Here is a 21,264-nt window from a genome sequence, read left to right as displayed (position 1 = left end):
AATTGAGAATTGAAAATTGAAAATTACCTTTGGACGGATATAAGAACATTCTGCTACTCTTCATATTCAATCCCTGATTTTCAATTTCCAATTTTTAATTTTCAATTAACCGTGAGATTATTCCCTTCCGTATGTGACACAAATTCAGGTGCGTACAGGCATTGGATGGTACTTAGTCCTCCGGCATATTCACCGGTGCGGGACACGTAAACCGGATATTCGATCACGAAAGTTCCTTCCGGCAGGCGGCTGAAGAAGAAGTTTTCGGAAACATCCGTAGGCGACTGGTAATAGGCGACTCCGTCTCTGAACTGTGTCCCTGATAGCTGGTTGGCAGGTTCGAAACAGCCGGCGCGCAGGTCTTTCAGGAATACATAATCCATTTCGCGGTCTGTCCGGATAGTCAGGCGTACGATTACTTTGTCTCCGACGCGGAGTTTTCCGTTTTCTACCGGTACAATTTGTAAGCCGCTGCCGCTGTTGTTTTCGATGAATAATTTCTTTTCAACATTGAGTACACCTTTCTGTTTTTCTACTTTGTCGATGTTTTCGAAATACTGTTCGTAAACGGCTCCCCAGGCAGGTGTATTTCCTTCCTTCCGAATGGAAATGGAATTACTACCGGAAGAAATTTCTTTTTCATCCAGTACCACCTTCAGATAACCGGTTGCTGTTTCACCTTCAGCTGTGCTGTATGTTTTGCCGCCCCATGTTACGGTGCAGGTATTATTTTCATTCAGCCAGTCGTTTCCGGTCAGAATTAATGCGTAGATGGCATTCAGCGTTGCAGGAACAGATTCCCAGTTCTGCGTACGTTTCTGATTCAACAGCCATTGTTTCATGCGGTCAGTGTCTTTCTTGTCTTGCGATAAGGTATTGAACACTTTCATCAGCAGACAATGAGTGTCGATCGGCGAAGTGAAATAACTGTTACCTCTCCGGTTGTTGGCCCAATACATTCCCTTTTCGGCGGTCGTGGTGGCTGTTTTGCGCAACCAGGCCAATATCGTATTGGCAACTTCTTTTTTGCCGTTGCGGTACATCAGCAGGGCGATTTCGCCTTTTCCGTAAAGGGATTGTTCGCTCCAGGTCTTTTCTGCCTGCGTTGTATAGAAACGGATTGCTTCGCGGGTATCACCCAGTTCCGGAATGTCGCGGTAAGCACTGCGGACATAGAGAAATTCGAGTTGCAATGCGTTCGGAACGCTGCTCTGCCATTTCTTGTTGTTCTTTTGCAGGCTTTCATAATCGGACTGCATTTGTTTGTCCAGGTATTTGAGCGCTTTCATCTGCATTTCCTTTTCCTGTTGTCCGTATTGTACGGCGCTCATTTCAACTAACTGTGACATGCCTTTCAGGATAGACAGCGTTATTTCACGGCTTGCCGGGAAACCTTTGAACCAGCTCCATCCGCCATCTTCGTTCTGTAGCTTTACTATTTGTTGCATGGCTACTTCGCGTTGTTGTGCTGCCCGGTTCATATCAAACAACAGGGATAAACGCTGCTTTTGTTCCGTTTCATTCTCGGCTGCCAGCACCCAGGGAGTTTCTTCCAGCAGGATATTCTTCAGCTCCTGATTCTTCTGGAGATTTGAATAAAGGGTAGAAGCGGTTCCGCCCTGTGCCTTCCACTGGCTGATTACTTTTTGGATGCGCGGATTGGCTGTTGCGATATAATTAGCCAGCGTATTGCTATAATAAGAGGCGAACCAGGAAATGACATTGTCATTTGTCGGTTGGGTAAGCGTAGGCAAAGCCTGTACGGCGTACCAGATAGGATTGCCTGTCAGTTCCAATGTCATTCTGAACGGATTACGGCTGTCCGTTCCATTCTTTCCTGACAACCGGATTTGTTTTTCTCCGTTCTCCATCAGGTAGAAAGGTGTGCTTTCCGTTACCAGTATTTGGTTGGAGAGAACCGGAATTAAATGTTGTTCACCGTCACTGCCGGATTCGGAATCTGCTACGATGCGGCAACCAATCAGATTGGTGGTCTCCGGTACGCGGAAGGTCCATGAAGCGGTGGTGATGCTGTCGGCAGACAAGGTAAACGGCTTTTGTGATTTGGTCAGGCAGATAACCGGTTGGTCGGTTGCCGGGTCGAACAATTCAAGACTGACACGTCCGTTGATAGTCGCTTTTGAATTGTTGATAACCTGTGTGCTGACGGATACTTCGTCACCCTGGCGCATGAAGCGTGGCAGGTTCGGCAATACCATCAACGGTTTGCTGCTGATGACTTCTTTGGTCAGCATGCCGTATTTCAAGTCTTCCGTATTGGCCAGTGCCTGGAACTTCCAGGTCGTATTGCTTTCCGGTAACGTGAACTGTACCATGACGTCTCCCTCCTCATTCGTCAGTAATGACGGATAGAAGAAGGCTGTTTCGTTGAAGTTTTCGCGTATCTGGACAACTTGCTGCTCTGACATTCCTTTTTCAGCCGGAGCTCCGTCTGCCAGAGAGAAGACGGTCATGCCTGATTCCTCTACTTCATCGTCTGCAACCATTTCTACATTTCCGGTAGCGGTTGCAGCGTCATTCGTTCTGTAACCGATAACCTGTGCTTCAGCAGCGGCCATAGGGGCTGCCGACTTCATCATGATACCTCCGGCATACATTCCCCGGTTTCTGAAATTCATGATTCCTTGCCAATTCAAGCGGTCATATTGATAATCCGGAACATTGACATTTTTCGACTCTTCTGATTTATAAGCTGTCTTATCATCCATGCTGATGCCTCTGTTGAAAGAGGGGGCAGATAAGTAGAAATATCTTCTCGGGTCGAAATTCCAGCTGAAGGAACCGGACGGTAATATCTTATCTAACGACGCGTCGTACATGCTGGCCAGCATTTCTGCCATAACAGGCATGGAGTCAGCATCTAAAATCCTGAATTTCCATGTCTCCTTATTGCCGGGTAGCAAATGGTCACGGAAGGTAATCGGTTTGATTGCCAAAGAGAGGTTCGGTTGTTGGCGTTTAATATCAGTTCGTGATGTATATAATTTGCCGTCTTTTACAAAGGTAAATTGTGCCACGACTCCTTCTCCGTAGCTTTCCATGAATGGGATACGGAAGAGATGGTTTTCATTACTCAGTACGATGCGTTTGCGTGAAATACATTTGTTGTCCTGGTAAAGTTCATATAAAATATGTGTATCTTTGTCGGATGTGCCAAACAATATCTTCGCCTCTTCACCGGGAAGACACCAGACTTTTTCATCTAACATCCAGGTGTGCATGAATACCGGCGGTCTTTTATCGCGTAAACTATATAGGATGAAATCCTGCTTTGTAGTGACCGGACGTCCTTGTGAATCATTTGCATCCAGCTTGATTTGATAACGGCCGGAAGCTAGTTTGGCGAATACATTTTTATCAATCGTTTTACCGGATGTAAAATTACCGGTTGCCACCTGTTCTTTTACTTCGTATTCAATGATTCCGTATTTGGACGGTTTTTCGGTGTCACCCAATCTGTTTATCGTATAAGTCCCATTCACTGTTATTTTTTCACCGTTCAGTGTTTGTGCCGATACGGAAGCCTTTACAGAATCTTTGTCGAGCTGTCCGGAAAGGTCGGTATTCAGGACAATACTTGATGTCCCGACAGAGAATACGGAAGTCGCTTCCTGGGTTTCACCATTGCTGTCGGTTAATGTGGCTGTGACCAGATAACTTTGATAGGCAGGGAGATTGCTACTTGATTTTTCCGGACGGAAACTGAAAGAGAATGTCCCGTCGCTGTTCACAGTAACCTGTCCTTCTGCTACTTGTTCGTTAGAAAAACTACTAATGTAGCTACGTAACCAGAAGGGACGTTTGTTGATACGATAAGTAATCTCTCCGCTTTGCAGGGAGATACCGGAAAAAGTCTGTGCCTTTCCCTGGATTGTCACCAGGTCGCCGAACGTAATTTCACCTTTTACGGGAAGTAAATCAATGAAGAAAGTGGGACGTTTGTATTCCTCTACACGGAAATTTACACTTTGATATTCGGTAGACAGCGTGAACATTCCTCCAAGGGTTTGCTGAGGCAAAGTGAATTCTCCGTTGAAAGAACCGAATTTATTCGTCTTGAACTCTTTGGTGGCCACTTCTTTCCAGTTCGCATCCCTGAGAGTTACTTTGAACGTTTCGCCTTCGATGGCATGAGGCTTGTCGGTTGTATTTGTATAAGCGATTCCTTTGAAATACAGATTTTGTCCCGGGCGGTAAAGTCCGCGGTCTGTAAACAAGGCCAGTTCCGGACGTTTTGTCTGGCTGATTTCCCGTCGTCCGTTCGGATAAACGGCTGTCAGCATTGTTTGTGAATCTCCCGGACGGCCCACCTGATAAGCCATCATATCGCGTTTATGTGGAAAGACAGCGATGCCGTCTTTATCTGTTTTTACGGTTCCCTGTGGTTGCATCTCACGGCGTTTTCCCGAATAATAAGTTACTGAGGCATCAGTGATTGGTTTGCCACTTAAATAATCGGTCACCAATACTTCCGTATTTCCATTTTGCATACTGCGTGAAACGGCAGCCAGACGGCTTACCTCAAATAGATTGTTCGTTTTCAGATTCGTTCCGGGAGCAGTAATAACACACTCATACAATCCTGTCTGGTCCATCGGGATGACGAGGTTCGTATCCAGCTCGGTATAGGTATTCGGTACTTTTAATGAAAAAGTAACTTCTTTGACCAGGGTTCCCAAATTGTTTGCAGTATCCTGGGCATTATAATTAAGTGTCTGTTGCGGAGTTTTCAAACTCTTGTATATGCGGGCGGTAATCTGCCGGATATTTTGATATGTGAGTTTTAGAGTCAGTTTTTTCCCCGGATATACAGTATTGTCTGTGTTGACTTGCAGGAACGGGTTTTGCATATTGGCCAGCCTGTTTTTTATCAGGCCGATCCGTTCATAGTTCGGAAAGCGGGCAATTGTTTCTTTGCAAAGTTCGTACTCGGCAGCTTTCAGAGAATCTATATTGGCTTCTGTTCCATATCCGTAAAATCCGTTATTCAGTTTAGCGGCAATGATTTCCACGGAATAATCTTTATTACCGTAGATGGCTAACAGGCTATCCAATGCGGAGGTATAATTATCTCTTGCCTGTTCGGAATAGCGGGTGGTATATTTGAATCTCAGGTAGTCCAGGTTGGCAAGCATGGCTGCTTTTTTGTCCGGTTGCGTGTTCAGATAGGCAATAAGTTCTTCATATATCTCTGTGGAAGGAGCGATGTCAAGAGCACGGAACGCCAGAAAGTCATATAATGTAGGGCGTAGGGCAGGCGTGTCTTTTCCTGTCTCCAGTATGGCTTTGAAATCGGATACCGGTGTTTCCTGCAGCAGTTTTGCCGGTTGCAGGGATGCGGTCAATTCTTCCTTTATCTTATTCGTGAAAAGGTTTGAAGTCCATTCGCGGATATCTTCGGGAACGTATCCGGCCAGGTCGGTCCGTTGATTAATCTTCCAGCGGTTCATCGTATAATACTGATTGTACATCTCGGCAACCATCGAATGGAGTACGGCTGTAGAAGCCGGTTCTTTACATTCGGCCGCATAGTTTTCCACTTCCTTGATAAGTTCGGGGAAGTCATCGTCATTCACATCCAGTTGTTCTTTCATCCGGCTGATCAGCGCTTTGATGAGTTGCGGTGTATTTTTACCTTGAATAGCCTCGGTAATCATTTTGCTTTCATTTTTAGGTTGTGCCGCATTTGTATACATGATAACCGCTGAAATACAGCATAGTATCAGGGCGGAAACAATAATCGCTTTTATCTTCATATCTATATGGGTTTACATGTTAAACAACGTTCTTTGCTATATAGATACAAAGAAAGGGTAAAAAGATGTAAACTGTTTGTTAATAAGGTGTAATAATGAATTGGCGTGGTAATAAGTAATGAGGAGGTGTAAGGTTCAGGATTTCTATAGGAAGGTTATTGTTTTCGACGTCCTCATAAACATTCACGAGGGCGTCAAAAACATTTATGAGGCCCTCGTGAACAGGAAACTATCTGTACTATCATTTATTTCTTGCGAACGTAAGTCAGGAATGTGTACGGATAAGCATGTTTTGCATCAGCTGGGAATTCCTGGCGTTCCACTTCTTCCCATAAATCCCAGTTTACGACCGGGAAGAAAGTATCGGCATCTTTAAACTCACCATGTACACGGGTGATGTACATTTTGTCTGCGATGCGTAAAGCCTGACGATACACCAATGCACCGCCGAGGATGAATATTTCATCTTCTTTTTCACAGATATCCAGTGCCGAACCCATTGATTCGCAGGCGAAGCAGTTTACAAAACCAGCTTCCGGCAAAGTGGTCAGGACTACATTCTTCCGATTGGGAAGCGGTCCTTTGGGCAGAGATTCGAACGTTTTACGTCCCATGATTACGGCGTGGCCGGTTGTCAAATCTTTAAAACGTCGCATATCGGCAGGCAGACGCCATAACAACTTGTTGTTTTTACCAATCGCATTGTTCTCTGCAATAGCGGCAATGATTGAAATAGTACTCATAAACTTATCGATTTATTAGTAATGTTTATATTCCGAATTAATAGTGTCACCGTTTATACCGCCACTTCTCCTTTGATATGGGGATGCGGGTCATAACCGGTCAGGTTGAAATCTTCGTATTTGAAATCGAAGATGTTTTTTACGTCCGGATTTATTTCCATCCGGGGAAGAGGACGCGGTTCGCGGGTAAGCTGAAGCTTTACCTGTTCAAGGTGATTGCTATAGATATGAGCATCCCCCAGCGTATGAACGAAATCTCCGGCTATAAGTCCTGTCGCTTGTGCCATCATTTGTAATAATAATGCGTAAGAAGCAATATTGAAAGGTACGCCCAGAAATATATCCGCACTGCGCTGATACATCTGTAAACTCAGGCGTCCGTTCGCCACATAAAACTGGAAGAACGCATGACAAGGCGGGAGGTTCATATTATCCAGGTCACCCACATTCCAGGCACTGACAATGATCCGTCGGGAATCCGGATTATGTTTGATCGTTTCGACAGCTTCGCTGATCTGGTCGATAGAACCACCTTTATAGTCCGGCCACGAGCGCCACTGGAAACCGTAGATATGTCCCAGGTTTCCATCGGGGTCTGCCCATTCGTTCCAGATACGCACTCCATGTTCCTGCAGATATTTCGCATTGGTATCCCCTTGAAGGAACCAGAGTAATTCGTAAATGATAGACTTCAAATGCAGCTTCTTTGTCGTAAGCAGAGGAAATCCCTCTTCCAGATTGAATCGCATTTGATGGCCGAAAATACTTTGTGTACCGGTACCTGTACGGTCTTCCTTCCTCACTCCCTCGGCTAATACGCGATTCAGCAATTCTAAATATTGTTTCATTTTTATCTCTATAGTAGCTTACAAAAGTACGAAAGTGATTTGTATAAAACAACAGGTAATTTTTTTTATGTTCTTTTCTCCTGGTTCTTTAGTAAGAAAATATAGCTCACATTTGATAATAAATGAACCATTCATAGCTCGTATGTTTGCCAACAGTTGTGCATAACAGTTGTGTCAGCGTGGTGAAATTGTCATCGAATGTTCTTTCATAGGTTACTGGCTATTATATTAAAAGCTACTATCAACTAGTTTATTAGTAGTTAGTTAGTGTTACTGGCCTGTACGGAGGAATTGAATACGGTGTACAGGGTAACCAACTACGGTGTACAGGGTAGCGGGATGAGGTGTACACCCTAACCGACTAGGGTGTACAGGGTAGCTTTACAGGGTAAGCACTTAAGAGACAATAGGTAAGGAGGTATGTAACAGTACCTCCTTTGTCTATTTATAAGAGATGAAAGAACTAATTTAAAAAGTCACATTGCCGGATGACAGGTAACGATAACTGATGCCGGCATTGCCGGAACGAAAAGAGATTCATTTTTAACCTCCATTGAGCGAGTCCATCGTTCTGTAAACCACCCTCCAATAAAGTTTTCAAACTTCACCTTTCAGATTTCAGGATAGATAACTGGTTGAAAAATAGCGGACCCGCCTGAAGGATGCCTTACACAGGAAGTAGATTCCGATAAGTAGGCATCCGTTCGCCAACGAATAGTTATCCGTTGGCCGGCGGGAAGTTATCCGTCCTAAAAGCATAGATGTTCCGAATTGTCAAGACAGCTTTTGGGATGACAAGTGTATATATTTGAAGACAAAAGTCTTCTATTTTGCCGGCAGCTATTTAACCTTGAATTCTCGTATATATTTTTTAGCAGTTTCCTCCCTTCAGCCGGACGTATTGAAAAACATTCCATCCGGAACATCTGAAAGCTGAAGGCAATAGTCTGCAATTCATAAGGAGGGCGAATCGGATAACAAACAGACTTGTATTATAGACTCTTGTATTTGATTCCGGGAATAGTTGTTTTCCGAGTATAGAAATCGTTGAATCTACTTTTCCCTTGATCTTTTGGTTACTGACAAATCTTGAACCAACCCGTATCTCCGTTAGCATGTTGAACTGATTTATTTGATGGGAGGTGACAGAATGATAATCGGGAGATGTAGTCATAGTGTGCATATTACATTTATATAAATGCAGATAATTTTTTATTATACTGCTTGGAGGTATGGATAATTTTGGATATATATTTATTAATATTAAAGTACAGGTACGTTAGTTTTATGTACTTACAGACCATTTTGGTTGAGTAAAAAAAGATGCTTTAACAAATAGGCTGAATCCTTTGTGTTGAATATGAATCAAAGGCAGAGGTCGAATTTTGAATGACTAAAAAAAACGTTCCTTTTTTTCTTGCAGCAAAAATACGCATTCCTTTTGAACCTGCAATTCTTTTCAGAACTTTTTTCACTTTTCTATCTGCTTTCTTATCAGTACGATACGGAAACAAGGACAAAATACCCTATTCCTGTTACAAAAGTAAAAGAATCTTAAACGCGTGGCGAGAAAAAAGGAACGTTTAAACTCGCCAAATCGGTAATCGATGAGTAAAAAAGATGCCTATATACAGGCATTTAACAGTTCCCCTGAAATGCTTTTTCTTGTGTCCTACGGGTTTAGGCGGTTGAAATGAGCTAAATGGACGAAAAATAGTCAATTTGAGTATAGATCATAATTTTATTAATTAAATGTTTTACGTATGAGAAAAAGTACTTTGGTAAAAGGCGGGTCGGCCGCTCTTTTATGTGCTATGGCTTTTTATGGCTTGTCTCCGATGCTGAATGCAGCAGGTGAAGACTATGCTAATATAAAAGCAAAATGGTATGAAAATGTGAGCTCCGAATCCGCGTGGAATGACGAATCGGCACTGGTTGGTGAAGGTTTGTATAATTTCAAGCCACTCGACAAGGTGAATGTGCACAATCATTGGGAAGCTAATTCAACTTCTTATGGTAACTATGAGTCGTTGATCGACTTCACAAAGATGAATGCAGGTTTAATGAACGGTGCTTTCGTGACCTTCTTCAATCTGGATGACAGTGATGCTCCTAACTATTTGAAGCCTTTTACCGGAAAGTATCTGGAAATGGCTTATTCGGATATTAAGAATCACGAAGAAATGAACACTGCCGAATATCTGAAATTTACGGATGATAAAGGCAATACAGGTTTGGGTATTTATCAGAATCAGACAGCCAGTTCACGCGTAGACTTCCTGTATAGCACAAAAGGCTTGACAGGTGTTGAAAGCGTAGAAATGGACGTTCGTGCTTTCGGTAATGTTGATCTGGTAAATCGTAAGATCGACTGGACATATGACGTATATGTTTATGATTTGTCAGGTGAATATGTAGGCCAGATGGTTAGCGACCGTGCAATTTTCACGGCAAGCAATCATGAAGTAGCTACAGCGCATACACATCATATTAAAGCGCATGTTTCTGATGCTGATAATACAAATGCTAATTCCTGGCAACAAGGTTCTCTGGATAACAAGATCATTCTTGTTATGTTCAAAGGAGCTAAATCGGTTGCTGACGATGCAGTTTCTTCTACAGGCTCAAAGAACACAGAACCGTTGACAGTATTTACAAATGCTCGTTTGGCGTTCAATCGTCCTGATGTTGCTTTTGGTGCTGCAAATACGAAAGTGTTTGAAGCGGGTGCCGGACGTAATACTTCCTGTGTTGCCGATACATTGGTAACAACTGTGGAATTGTGGAATACATTGTATAAGAATAATAAGGATAACAATGAGTATACAGCAACTTTCAGCGGTGCAACCCGTGATGTCCTTGCTACTATAGACGGAACTCAAGGTCCGAAAGACGAATTAGCCTATTACGAATTGAACGTTGAATATCCGTTTATCGTCGATGAGATGGAAATCTCTCAGGCAAATGATCTGTCGAAAGTTCAAGGATGGGTTTCTCTGAATGAGATGGCTACGAGCAGTCCTGCAAAAGTCATCAGAAAAGGTACACCGGGTGTTGATAAGAAAGTTACTTATCTGATTCCTCGTGAATTCTTTGTTCAGACTGATGCTTCAGACGATCGCGATTGCAAATCAAGCGCTCGTTTCACTTACTATTTCGCTCCGCAGGAAGTTGCGAAGTTTGAAAAAGCAAATTATATCTGGTCTACAATCACAGCTGAAGCTTCAGATACAGCTCGTTACGAACTTCAGGGTTCTTCTATTCCTGAATATAGCGAATTGAACGATCTTCATTTCGACGAATATCTGGACTTCAAGACTGCACAGGTTAGCTTCAAGAACTTACCTTACTTTAATTCGGTAATCGGTCGTACAGACAATTATACTTTATCGGAAGATCTGTTCGGTGGATTGACGTTGGAAAATCGTACCAAAGCTCCGAAGCATTCAACAGGCCGTTATGATGACGATGTGAATCTTAAGGGTTGGAAGATCGTCTTCATAAATGAAGAAGGTAAGAAGGATTCAACTTATTACGAAGGACGTTTCTTGCCTATGTCTCTTTACGGATATAGCTATACCGATTGGAAAACATGGTTGGAAGCAAATGGTTGCCCTGACTGTTGTATCGAAGACGGTCCTGAAGAAGTTGGTAACTATGCAGAAGTCGATGTAATTGATTGTGACGGTAATATCAACAAGAATATCATCAGTATCAATGCAATCTTTAAATATCACCGTGGTGATGTAAACATCGGTGACGACGAGTCTAAATATGTAAATGAAACATATACAATCGCTCCGCGTCTGGTTTACGATGCTTCTGTTGCAAGATATAATGTAAATGAAGATGTACTGTCTGGTACGACTTATACTTACAGCGGTCAGGATCTGATCAACAAAGTAGGTGATGCAGTTTACTCAGGCCCGATCAAGATCTTCGGTAACAATACATTCGTATGGTTCCAGGATACCGACCAGTCTCTGTTAAGCCACGCTATGGGCGTAATGAGCTCTGAATTATTGAAATATTTTGAAAAGATCGACCGTAAGGACTTCTTCTTCGCTCCGTACGATGAGTGGGATGGTTACAAATATGAGTCAAGACCTCACACTGTGAAGGTATTTGCTACAGGTTTGAAACCTGATGTAGAAGGTGGTACAGTTGCTTCTATCAAGATCTTCAAAGAACAATTCTCTAAGACTGAAGGCATTGACGATGCAGTTTATCATACAAATGCATTCATGTTCTCTGCAGAAAGCCTTGATTTTGCAAAAGTATATGTGAAGAAAGGTTCTCAGGAAAAACCGATCGAAGAATATAACGGTGCCGTATTCGGTAAGTTTATCGGTATGAGCGTTGGTGATACTCTGGTTTACAAGGTTGACCTGGATGACGACTATGCAGTACAGTATGTAGAAGAAACAGGTCTTGACATGACTGTTAAGTATGTACCTTACAATGACGTGAACCTGGTTCCGATCGTTGCTGAAAGCTGGAACTCTTGTTTCGAAGGTACTCCTAATATCTTCCACCATGTAGCTCAGTTCGGTGCAACTACAGCTAACAATAAGGGATGGAACGAATTCTATACATTCGGTACTACCGACAGAGGTTTGGTAACCACAATGAATGCAGATAAAGTGATCGGTTCTTATACCAGCTTCTATTCATTCCTGACTCAGCAGTTCGGTTCTTGCAACACTTGTGGTGGCGGTAGTCTGCCAACTTTGAATTCTTCCAGCAGTTCAAGTGAAAACTGGGTTCCTGCTCCTAACTTCATCTATAACGAAATGTTCCGTAAGGATTACAAGACCCGTTATGTAAATACTTGCTATCCGGTACGCGACGGTCAGTTCATCATCGCAGGTTTGAACATCGTTGATCCGGTTGACATGGAGGTATTCTCTAACAAGAAAGGCGCATTCGAATATGAAGTAACAGTTCTGGGCGACATGAACGGTGAGGCTTATGGTAGAGTAGATACAGTAGGTACTATGGTTCAGATTTCTCCGAACAAATACGGTGAAGTATTGGCTCTCGTTTCTGCTAAGTTCGATCCGAAAGATCGTAACGGTATTGAAATGACTATCGATACGATTACCAGTGGTTCTGAAAAGGGCATGTGGGCTCGTTACTATGCGAAAGACTCTATCCGTCTGGCTCCGCAACAGCATGGTGCCGACGTAGAAAAGTATAACCGCGTATACTTCTTCGACCTGGATGATTACAAACATAATCTGACTGTTAACGACGAAAGATGGGCACATCTGGGTGTTTGGGCTCCTTACGGAATCAATGTAAACGATACGCTGACTGCCGGTATCAAGGGTGACGTGAAAGTTCCTGAAGTATGGTTCAGTTCTGACGCTGCCGGTAAGAATAAGATTGATGCCTTCCAGTTCGGTGTTGTAAATGGTGGTGCTTCTAAAGATTCTGTATTCTATATCCAGGGTCGTGACCTGCCTCATTACGGTACTACTGTAAGTGGTGAAGAATCTAAGATAGAACAGGAAATCAACTTGTTGAGTGCTTCTGACTTGTTCACATTCGGAACAAACAAAGCAAAAGAAGTGAAACTGTTCATCCGTGAGAAATCTATGGAACTGGCTGCAACAGCAGAAGAAAATCCTTATACATTCAAGGGTGGTGAAAACGACCTGGTGAACGATGTTCTTCGTGGCGACGTAGCTGCTAAGATCGATGTTCGTGCAACTCCGAATGTAGAAGATCTTTGCGATGTAGAAAACGCATTGTCTCTGTCGGCTGTATGTGATGTACAGAAGGATCTGCCGCTGGCATTCACTGCCGGTCTTGAAATGCCGTATATTAAAGATATGGAACCAGGTGACGTAGGTGGTAGCGATGCTCGTATCAAGTGGACAGCCACTCCGGGTGCTCAGTACTATCAGGTTGCTGTAGGTCGCTTCACTCCGAAGTACACTTCTGAAGATGTATTTATGTCTGAAGTACGTGCTGACGATGCAAGCAAGACTATTTGGGTTGAATTGTTCAACGCAACAGGTGATGTTATCCACCGTGATAACAAAGTTAACTACTGGTTGGAAGTAACTAAAGAATATACAGATGCAGCAGGTAAACCGCAGAAAGAAGTAACTAAGGTAAGTGTAGACAACTTCGAATTGCAGGGTAATACGCAGCCGATCGACAGAAACTGGGGTTATGCTCCGATTGCCCACCAGATGGACAACATGGAACTGACTACAGACATCACGAAACCGGTTAAATATACGATCCGCCTGATGGAAGGATTCCAGACAGATGCACATCAGATCGATATCTATCTGTTCGATACTCCTGCAACATGGATGGTTAGAAAACCTGTTCCGGGTATGCCTATCAACGGTGGCGAGTTCAATACAGGTGACTGGAGAACAGAAGTAGGTTCATTGCCTACAGCATATTACGAATGGCAGGATGATATCAACTTCGACGGTGAAGAATCGTTCAAGGTTTCTGCAACATCCACTTCAATAGCTGTTCATAACCTGATCCCGCAAACTGCTTACACGGCACGTGTACGTGCATTCAACGAATGTGTAGGAGGTGAAGAAATGATTCCGTCGGAAGATTATTATGACTTCGCTACATCTAAGACTGCTACCTCTACAGGTGACATCTACTTCGATGAAGCTGACGAACATGATCCGGTATCCAACGAATCTATCAATACAACTGACGTAACAGTTCTGGGTGGCCAGGGTAAGGTAACGATCCTGAATGCTGCTAACAAGAATGTTGTCATCAGCAACGTATTGGGTCAGACAATTGCTAACACGACAATCAATTCCGACAATGTTACATTCAATGCTCCGGCAGGAATCGTAGTTGTTGTAGTTGATGGAACAACAGTGAAGGCTGTCGTTAAGTAAGACAATGAATAACTATTGATATAAAGAAGTTTATAATCAATAATTTAAAATAGATAACCGCGCGGCGGCAGTAGAGGTGTTGCTTGCAATGCCTCTACCTGACACCAACTAATCCGTGAGGACGAAAAAGCGGGTATTAATACTAAAGTAATGAAATATAAATTCTTCCGCCCTAGCTCTGTGAAGAATGAAAGCGGATATAAACCCTGGCGGAGTTTCTTTTGTCAGGGTTTATATTATGTTATATAACTTGATTATAAGCACTTACTATCTATTGATTGAAGTATAAACTAATAAAAATAATAGCGTATGAAAAAAGTATACTTGATCGATGTGAGTAGGCGACTACTTATATTCGTGCTACTATTGGGAGGGTATATTACACAAGCGGCTGCAGCAGACATTTATGTCCCCGTAAAAGATGTCCTGTCATATTATGAAGGAACCAGTGACGCTAATGCGGAGCAGTTAAAATCCCATATCCAAAGTTTATTGCAGGGAGTTGTCGATCAGAGTGATCAGGCAGCGATTATATCCGATGTTACTATCAGAGGTAACGGTGGGGATCAGACCGGTGATTTGGTGGCAGGAAGTTATAACTACACTTTTAAAGTGACTTCCACCAGTTCCATTACGTTAAATTTTGAACGGACGATCGGTACAGGGAATATAAATCCTGCAACTCTGTTCGGCGAACTGGATCATGATCAGGTAGTTGTATCAAATGCTATCGAGATCAAAGCCCGCCAGGCAGTCGGTGATTTGAAATTCCCGGCTAACTGGGGGAATTATGTGTATGGAACATCTGTTAGTGATTTACATTCTAAAATACAGGTGCTCGATATGCCCGGAGTTTCATTTAATGATGCTTCGGTTTTTCTGGTTAAAGACGGCGTTTCCGCTCAATATACCGGAAATAATATGTTGGAAGCCGGAAAGTATGATGTGGTTATTACATTTCCTCCGACAGATCAGTTTGCTTATGAACCCGGTTTGACCAATTGTACCAAGCAGGCGACAGGTTCTTATATTTCAACCAAGCAACTGATTGTAAAGGAAAAGCCGATCGATAATACGGTATTCCCTGTGTTTGCGGAAAAGGTTGGAGGCTTAGGCGAACTGGATCCGGCATCCAATCTTAATTTGAACCGGATAAAGAATCTGATCAGGAATAATATAACTTCATCCGATGATTTTATTTCCGAGATAAAAATATATTCAGGTAATGGTTTCACCAGTGAAATAACTACGGGGCGGTTAGTTCCGGGTAATGTATATAGTTATCGCGTGGTGCTTCTACCGAATTATGGTGCAGGCAGCAATGTCTCTGCCGGCGTAGGTGGAGCAAGCGTTTCTTTAAATACTACTGAATGGAGCTATGATATTGTAAGCGCGATTGCGATTGGGAAAAACACGTTACAGGTGAAGCTTCCCGATTTTGTTTCAAGCCCGATCCGTATTGGCGACTATGCTGATAACACTGCTACGGCTACGATGCTGAAACGTCTGATTCAGGATATTAATCCGGAGATGGTGGACCAAAACCTGGTTCCTCAGGTTGAGGTAACAGGTGGTACGGTATCTTCCGGTATGGCAGATAACACCTATCTGGGTTATAAAGTGACGGTCCAGGGTGATCTGGCTCAGACAAATTCGAATTTTGTAACAAATGGGAATGTCTCATCTGCTAATCTGGTTGTAAATGGAAATGTTTGTACGTTTAGTAACTCTCTGTTATTCGTAACAACATTGCCAACCACCCATTCATTGATTTATCCGGGTAACTATCAGATCGACTACGAAAAAGATATGCTGCCGAATGCGGTCATCCGCCGTATCAAGAGCGATCTGTTGGTTCGTAATGCCGGCGTTTTAGGAAATGAAACGTTCGTTGTTCGCCTGATCAATAATGACCTGAGCAATAAAAATGCGATAGCGGAAACAGACGATTCGTTCGGTTATAAGATCATCATCACGAAGAGCGCAACCTTGCAGGAAATAGAAACTCCGACTAATCAGCGGATCAATATCGTTGATAAAGGTACGACAATCGAGATCACTTATTCTAAAAGCATTGCTATCGTTCCCCGTCCGGCGATCAACTTTACATTCGGTGAATATACCGTTCAGTATGTGAAGGATATGACCCGGGAACAGGTTGCGGATAAGGTTCGCGAATATATCTATCTGGCAAATCCGTACAATATTGAGTACATAGAAAATGTACAGATCACGAATAACCGGATTAGGGAAAATATGGGTACGGCTACTTACCGGGTAACGTTAAGTGGCGACCTGGATGCCCTGTTCTCTGAAGTAACAGTGAACGGACAGCCGCATAGCCCGACAACGTTTGAAGGAACAGTAAATATCACGCCGCGTCCGATCGCAAAAGTGAAACTTTACAAATATGAGTTCAAGAAAGAAGGCGCTTCCAATGAAATGATCGAAAAAGCGATCATGGCTGACCTGCTTTTGAAGAACCCGGATATGCAGGGGGCTTACATTTCCAGCCTGACATTGGTGCCGGCAATCGGTAGAGATCTTTACTCTTATACGGTAGTATTCAATCCGAATGATAATATTCAGAAGATTGAAGTAACGAATGAAGATGGAGGTCTTATCATCCCGATAGAATTGTTCGGTTATACAACAGCTACTTATCTCCGTTCTGTACGGTTGACCGATAACGGCCAGTCGCTGGCTGAATATCCGCTTCCGATCAATGTGCAACTGCCATTGTGGGAACGTCCGTTCGGACAGACGGCCGATGAGTATGCACTGGCTCTGCTGAGTGACTTCAGACTGACTCCGGGTGCCGACCGTGTAACGGTTCCCGACCTGAATAACTGGGGAGTGAAGACCTATCTGATCAACAACGAAACTTCTACAGGCGATGTTCCGGTGCGTATTGCCGGCGAAAGCTATCCGCAGGTTTCCGACTTGTATGGTTACGAAGTGGTGACAAGTTCAAATACTCAGTTCTCGGAATACTATACATTAAATTATATAGCACCAAGCAGTATCCATCTGACTAAAGACGGTAATGATGTAATTGCGAAACTGGCTCTCCGCATCGTGAAAGCGAAACGTACGCTCACTTTGCCGGAAGTAAATGTGACTTATAGGGATATCAATACAAAAGTCGCTTTACTTGACTCTGTAAAGAAGGCTGTATTGGAAGACCCGGCAAACGAAGAGTTCTTTGAACTGGTAACAAAGACGGGTGTTAAGCCTCAGAAGAGTTTCACCGTTACTATTAATAATATAGAAGAAGAAGGAACAACCGCTGTTAAGACATATACTTATTCGGTTGCATTCGTTCAGAAGGTAACTGATAATATCGAAATAAGAGAAACCGGTGCGAAGACATTGGTCGTAAATGCAGCTCCGGTTGTATTCACTTTCCCGACGGATATCTCTTATCGTTACGGAAAACGCAAGGTTGCTATCGAAGCAGACATCCTCAGTCAGTTCCTGGCTGCCAACGAAGGTTTGTTGAGTAGTTATACTTGTTTTGAAAATCCGGCCGACCTCTTCAAGGTAATGCTGACAACAGCTGATTGTCAGGCTGAAGCAACGGAAACGATGCCGAAGAACGGTGATTACGGTTACAGAGTGGATGTGCTCGACCCGGCATTGTTGTCAAACTTCCAGCTTGACAATCAATTCGGAAGCAACTTCCATAACGTACAGAATTCTGTGCAGATCGGTCAACGTAAACTGACTATTACTTTGCCTACTTATCTGGCTGCAACAGCTGAAGAAGAAACTGCAGCGAAAGCTGTGTTCACCTTCGGTAAGGCGACAAAAGCCCAGATCGTTCAGCAGATCTATGATGATATCGTGGCTCTGAACGGAAGTAAGATCAAGAGTGACTATACATTGGTTGTCGACCTGGTGACTGCCAAAGCTCAACTGGATAAACAGAATCCGGTAATCGGCGAATATGACTATACAGTAGATCTGACATCTGCCGACTATACCTTCGTTTATGCAATTGAGGGTGCGGAAGTTACAACAGAACCTGATACCGAGGTTATTACTGCCGTTAAGGCTGTGAAAGTCGTTGCTCCGGGTGTTGTGGTGACATTCAACGAAAAAGAGCTTAAGGGTATCTGGACGATTATGAGCGGTGCTCCTGTTTATGATCTGACTAACCTGACGCTGGCGGCTGATGATTATGGTTTTAGCCTGGTTTCCCTGGTGGAAGATCCGGAAACCCCGACCGCTGCAATGACGAAAGCCCGTTGGGATAAGCTGTTCAGTACGAATAAACTGCACTGGGCATTGTACCGCAACGATAAACTTCAGTTCCACGGCAATACGTTGAACAGTGTATTGGTTGACTCAATCAAAAATAATGTAACTCAGGGAACATTCAAACTCCGTATCATAGACGCTTCTACTTTGAAGGCTGCTATCGGTAACTTTGAAATCCAGCTGGATACCGATCTGGCTAACCTCAAAGTGACTCCGGCAACCGTAGAAGTGAAAACTGCAAAGGATACGTATACAAAAGTATATGGTACAGAGGTAACAAAAGACTCCGACCTGAATGCAAAACTTGTATTTGCAACAGAACCGAAGCTGACTGCTGCAAAATTGCTGGCAGACAAGAATGTAATTGACTTGTTCGAAACGCTTCTGCCGAGTGAGGTGAGTGTCTACGCGGCTGATGCTCCGGTAGGAGACTATCAGATCCGTGCAGTCGGTGCAATGGTGAAAGAGATGCTTACTCCGGTTATCGGTGTTAAGTTTACCGCTAGTGAAACGCAGGCAAAAGTAACTGTGACTCCGGCTCCGTTGACAGCAGCAGATTTGACTATCACTCTTTCTGTAACCCGTGAATATGGGGAAGATGCAACAGATGCCGACGTTTATGCCGCTGTGACAGGTGAATTATCTGACGCATTCCAGGCAGAGATCAGCAAATTGCTGAATGCAGAAAATGTGAACCGTACAAGCTGGCTGGATTTGTCGGGTGTTAATAAGAAAACAGATGTTGGTACGTATGAATTACGTCTGACTTCTTCGGCTGCCGCACAGATTGCAGCATTGCTTCCGAACTTCGATATCACAGGTGCTACTATTGTTAATGCAGGTCTGACGGTTACGAAGGCTCCGTTGACAGTACGTGCGAAGAGTTATAGCCGTCCGTATGGCGGTGGTAATCCGGCTCTTGAAATCGAATATATCGGTTTGAAGAATAATGAATATGAAAATCTGGCAGACGTATTCTCGGTAATGCCGAAGATCGCTACGGATGCTAAATCCGATTCACGTGGTTCTTACGATATCTACTTCACGACAGAAGGTGTTGCACGCAACTATACGGTAACGCATGAAAACGGAACATTGTCTATCGACAAGATCCGCCGTACGATCATCTGGCCGGAAGATCAGCGTAATCTGGTCATACCGGTTGGTGAAACAGTTGAGTTGTCTGCTTATCTGAAATCGGAAGCTGACGGCAAGCCGTCTATCAATGATATCCGTTACGAACTGTCGGGCAACGACCGCGAACGTGTTATCCTGTCTGAAGTTGCCAGAGGCAAGTATGCTGTAACAGGTCATGTACGTACGGAAGGCGACGATTATGTAACCATCACGGTATATGCAGACGGTGACGATACGTACGAAGATGCAACTCCTGTAACAGGTACGATCAAAGTGATCGCTCCGGAAGGTGACGCAGCTAAAGTAAATGTAATCGTTTCCAACGTAACAAGTATTTACGACGGCAATCCGAGAACTGTCAGCGTGAAGGTGACCGACGTAGAAACAGGTGAAGAAGTGAAAGACTTCAGTATCTATTATGAAGGCGACCAGCTGGGTTCGGTACCGACAACTTATCCGTCATCACAGGATGCTCCGACAGATGCCGGCGTATATACTGTAACGGTGAAGGCTACACTTGGTTCTGTCACTTATGCTTACACTGCTAAGAATAAGATGGTGATCGCTCCGAAGGCTGTTGTTGTAACTGCCCGCAGTTTCGATATTAAGTACGGCGATGAATTGCCTTCTTATGCGAATGCTTACGATTATAATAAGAATGACTTCCTGAATGGCGAAGACTTCAAGGTGGGACAGGCTCCGGTTGTACGTATTGAAGCATACAACGGCAAGGCCGGTTCTTATAAACTGACTCCGTATTCGGCACAGGACTTCGGTCGCAATTATGTGGTTACTTATGTTTCCGGATTCCTGAAAGTCAGCAAAGCTGCTTTGACGATCCTGGCAGATAATAAGGAATCGGTTTACGGCAAGGAGCTGGAAGAACTGACTTATACAGCTACAGGTTTCGTGAAAGGTGAGACGTTGAAAGATCTTGGTTTCGCTCCGCGTATCAGCTCGACTGTTACAAGAACATCAGATGCAGGAGTTTATCCGATCACATTCTCTGATAACTATACTTCAGACAACTACGAAGTTTCTTACGTGGACGGCAAATATTCTGTTATCGCCGCTTCGCAGAAGATTACATGGAATCCGGAAAGCGTGATCGACGTAGAAGGTGGTGATGTTATTCTGACCGCTTCTGCTTCAAGTAAACTTCCTGTAACATTCAATTCGTCTAACGATGCAGTAGCCTATGTGAACCAGATTGGAGATGCATGGATTCTGACTCCGGTTACTTCCGGAACCGTAACGGTTACAGCTATGCAGCATGGTAACAAGAACTATAACGCAGCTGAACCTGTAGTGGTAACATTCCTTGTAGACGACGAATATCTGTCTGTCGATAACGAAAAGATCACAGTAACAGACTACATCGAAGTATATCCGAGACTGTTTACCCATTCTGTAACAGTGGCCGCTCCTTCTGAAATCAAGCAAGTTGAATTGCTGTTGATGAACGGTACGTTACAGAAAGTAATTCGCAAACCGGGATCTGTTATTGATCTGTCATCGTTTGGATCAGGTATCTATCTGCTCAATGTAACATTGGAAGACGGAACCTTCAAATCTGTGAAGATCATTAAGAAGTAACCTGTAA

The 21,264-nt window shown here is 43.6% G+C and carries 5 protein-coding genes; 2 read left to right on the top strand and 3 right to left on the bottom strand.

Annotated elements, in window-relative coordinates:
- Window positions 1–101 precede the first annotated feature (101 nt).
- The 3 genes from DWW91_RS16980 to DWW91_RS16970 all read right to left on the bottom strand — a co-directional run bounded on the left by DWW91_RS16980 (window position 102) and on the right by DWW91_RS16970 (window position 7,368).
- On the bottom strand, window positions 102–5,777 hold the full coding sequence (locus DWW91_RS16980; protein ID WP_122328416.1) for an alpha-2-macroglobulin family protein: 5,676 nt from the start codon (window positions 5,775–5,777) through the stop codon (window positions 102–104).
- A 245-nt stretch (window positions 5,778–6,022) separates the two neighbouring features.
- On the bottom strand, window positions 6,023–6,520 hold the full coding sequence (locus tag DWW91_RS16975; protein ID WP_007654866.1) for a dihydrofolate reductase: 498 nt from the start codon (window positions 6,518–6,520) through the stop codon (window positions 6,023–6,025).
- A gap of 53 nt (window positions 6,521–6,573) precedes the next feature.
- Window positions 6,574–7,368, bottom strand: a complete 795-nt coding sequence (locus tag DWW91_RS16970) for a thymidylate synthase (protein WP_007654865.1) — start codon at window positions 7,366–7,368, stop codon at window positions 6,574–6,576.
- A gap of 1,763 nt (window positions 7,369–9,131) precedes the next feature.
- On the opposite strand from DWW91_RS16970, the gene DWW91_RS16960 reads away from it, so the two are divergent.
- A complete protein-coding gene (locus tag DWW91_RS16960) occupies window positions 9,132–14,261 on the top strand; it encodes a DUF6383 domain-containing protein (RefSeq protein WP_122328415.1) in 5,130 nt (1,709 codons plus the stop codon).
- Between the two features lie 309 nt (window positions 14,262–14,570).
- On the top strand, window positions 14,571–21,257 hold the full coding sequence (locus DWW91_RS16955) for an MBG domain-containing protein (RefSeq protein WP_122328414.1): 6,687 nt from the start codon (window positions 14,571–14,573) through the stop codon (window positions 21,255–21,257).
- The last annotated feature ends 7 nt before the right edge of the window (window positions 21,258–21,264 follow it).

Source organism: Parabacteroides sp. AF17-3 (genome assembly GCF_003635445.1).
In the GTDB taxonomy this organism is placed as follows: Bacteria; Bacteroidota; Bacteroidia; order Bacteroidales; family Tannerellaceae; genus Parabacteroides; species Parabacteroides goldsteinii.
Note: the sequence above shows the minus strand (reverse complement) of the source record. Positions and strands in the feature narration are given on the sequence as shown.

Bases quoted from the DNA above. Each gene is read 5' to 3' on its own strand.
- DWW91_RS16970 (WP_007654865.1), bottom strand. From the start codon at position 7,368: ATGAAACAATATTTAGAATTGCTGAATCGCGTATTAGCCGAGGGAGTG.
- DWW91_RS16960 (WP_122328415.1), top strand. From the start codon at position 9,132: ATGAGAAAAAGTACTTTGGTAAAAGGCGGGTCGGCCGCTCTTTTATGT.
- DWW91_RS16955 (WP_122328414.1), top strand. From the start codon at position 14,571: ATGAAAAAAGTATACTTGATCGATGTGAGTAGGCGACTACTTATATTC.
- DWW91_RS16980 (WP_122328416.1), bottom strand. From the start codon at position 5,777: ATGAAGATAAAAGCGATTATTGTTTCCGCCCTGATACTATGCTGTATT.
- DWW91_RS16975 (WP_007654866.1), bottom strand. From the start codon at position 6,520: ATGAGTACTATTTCAATCATTGCCGCTATTGCAGAGAACAATGCGATT.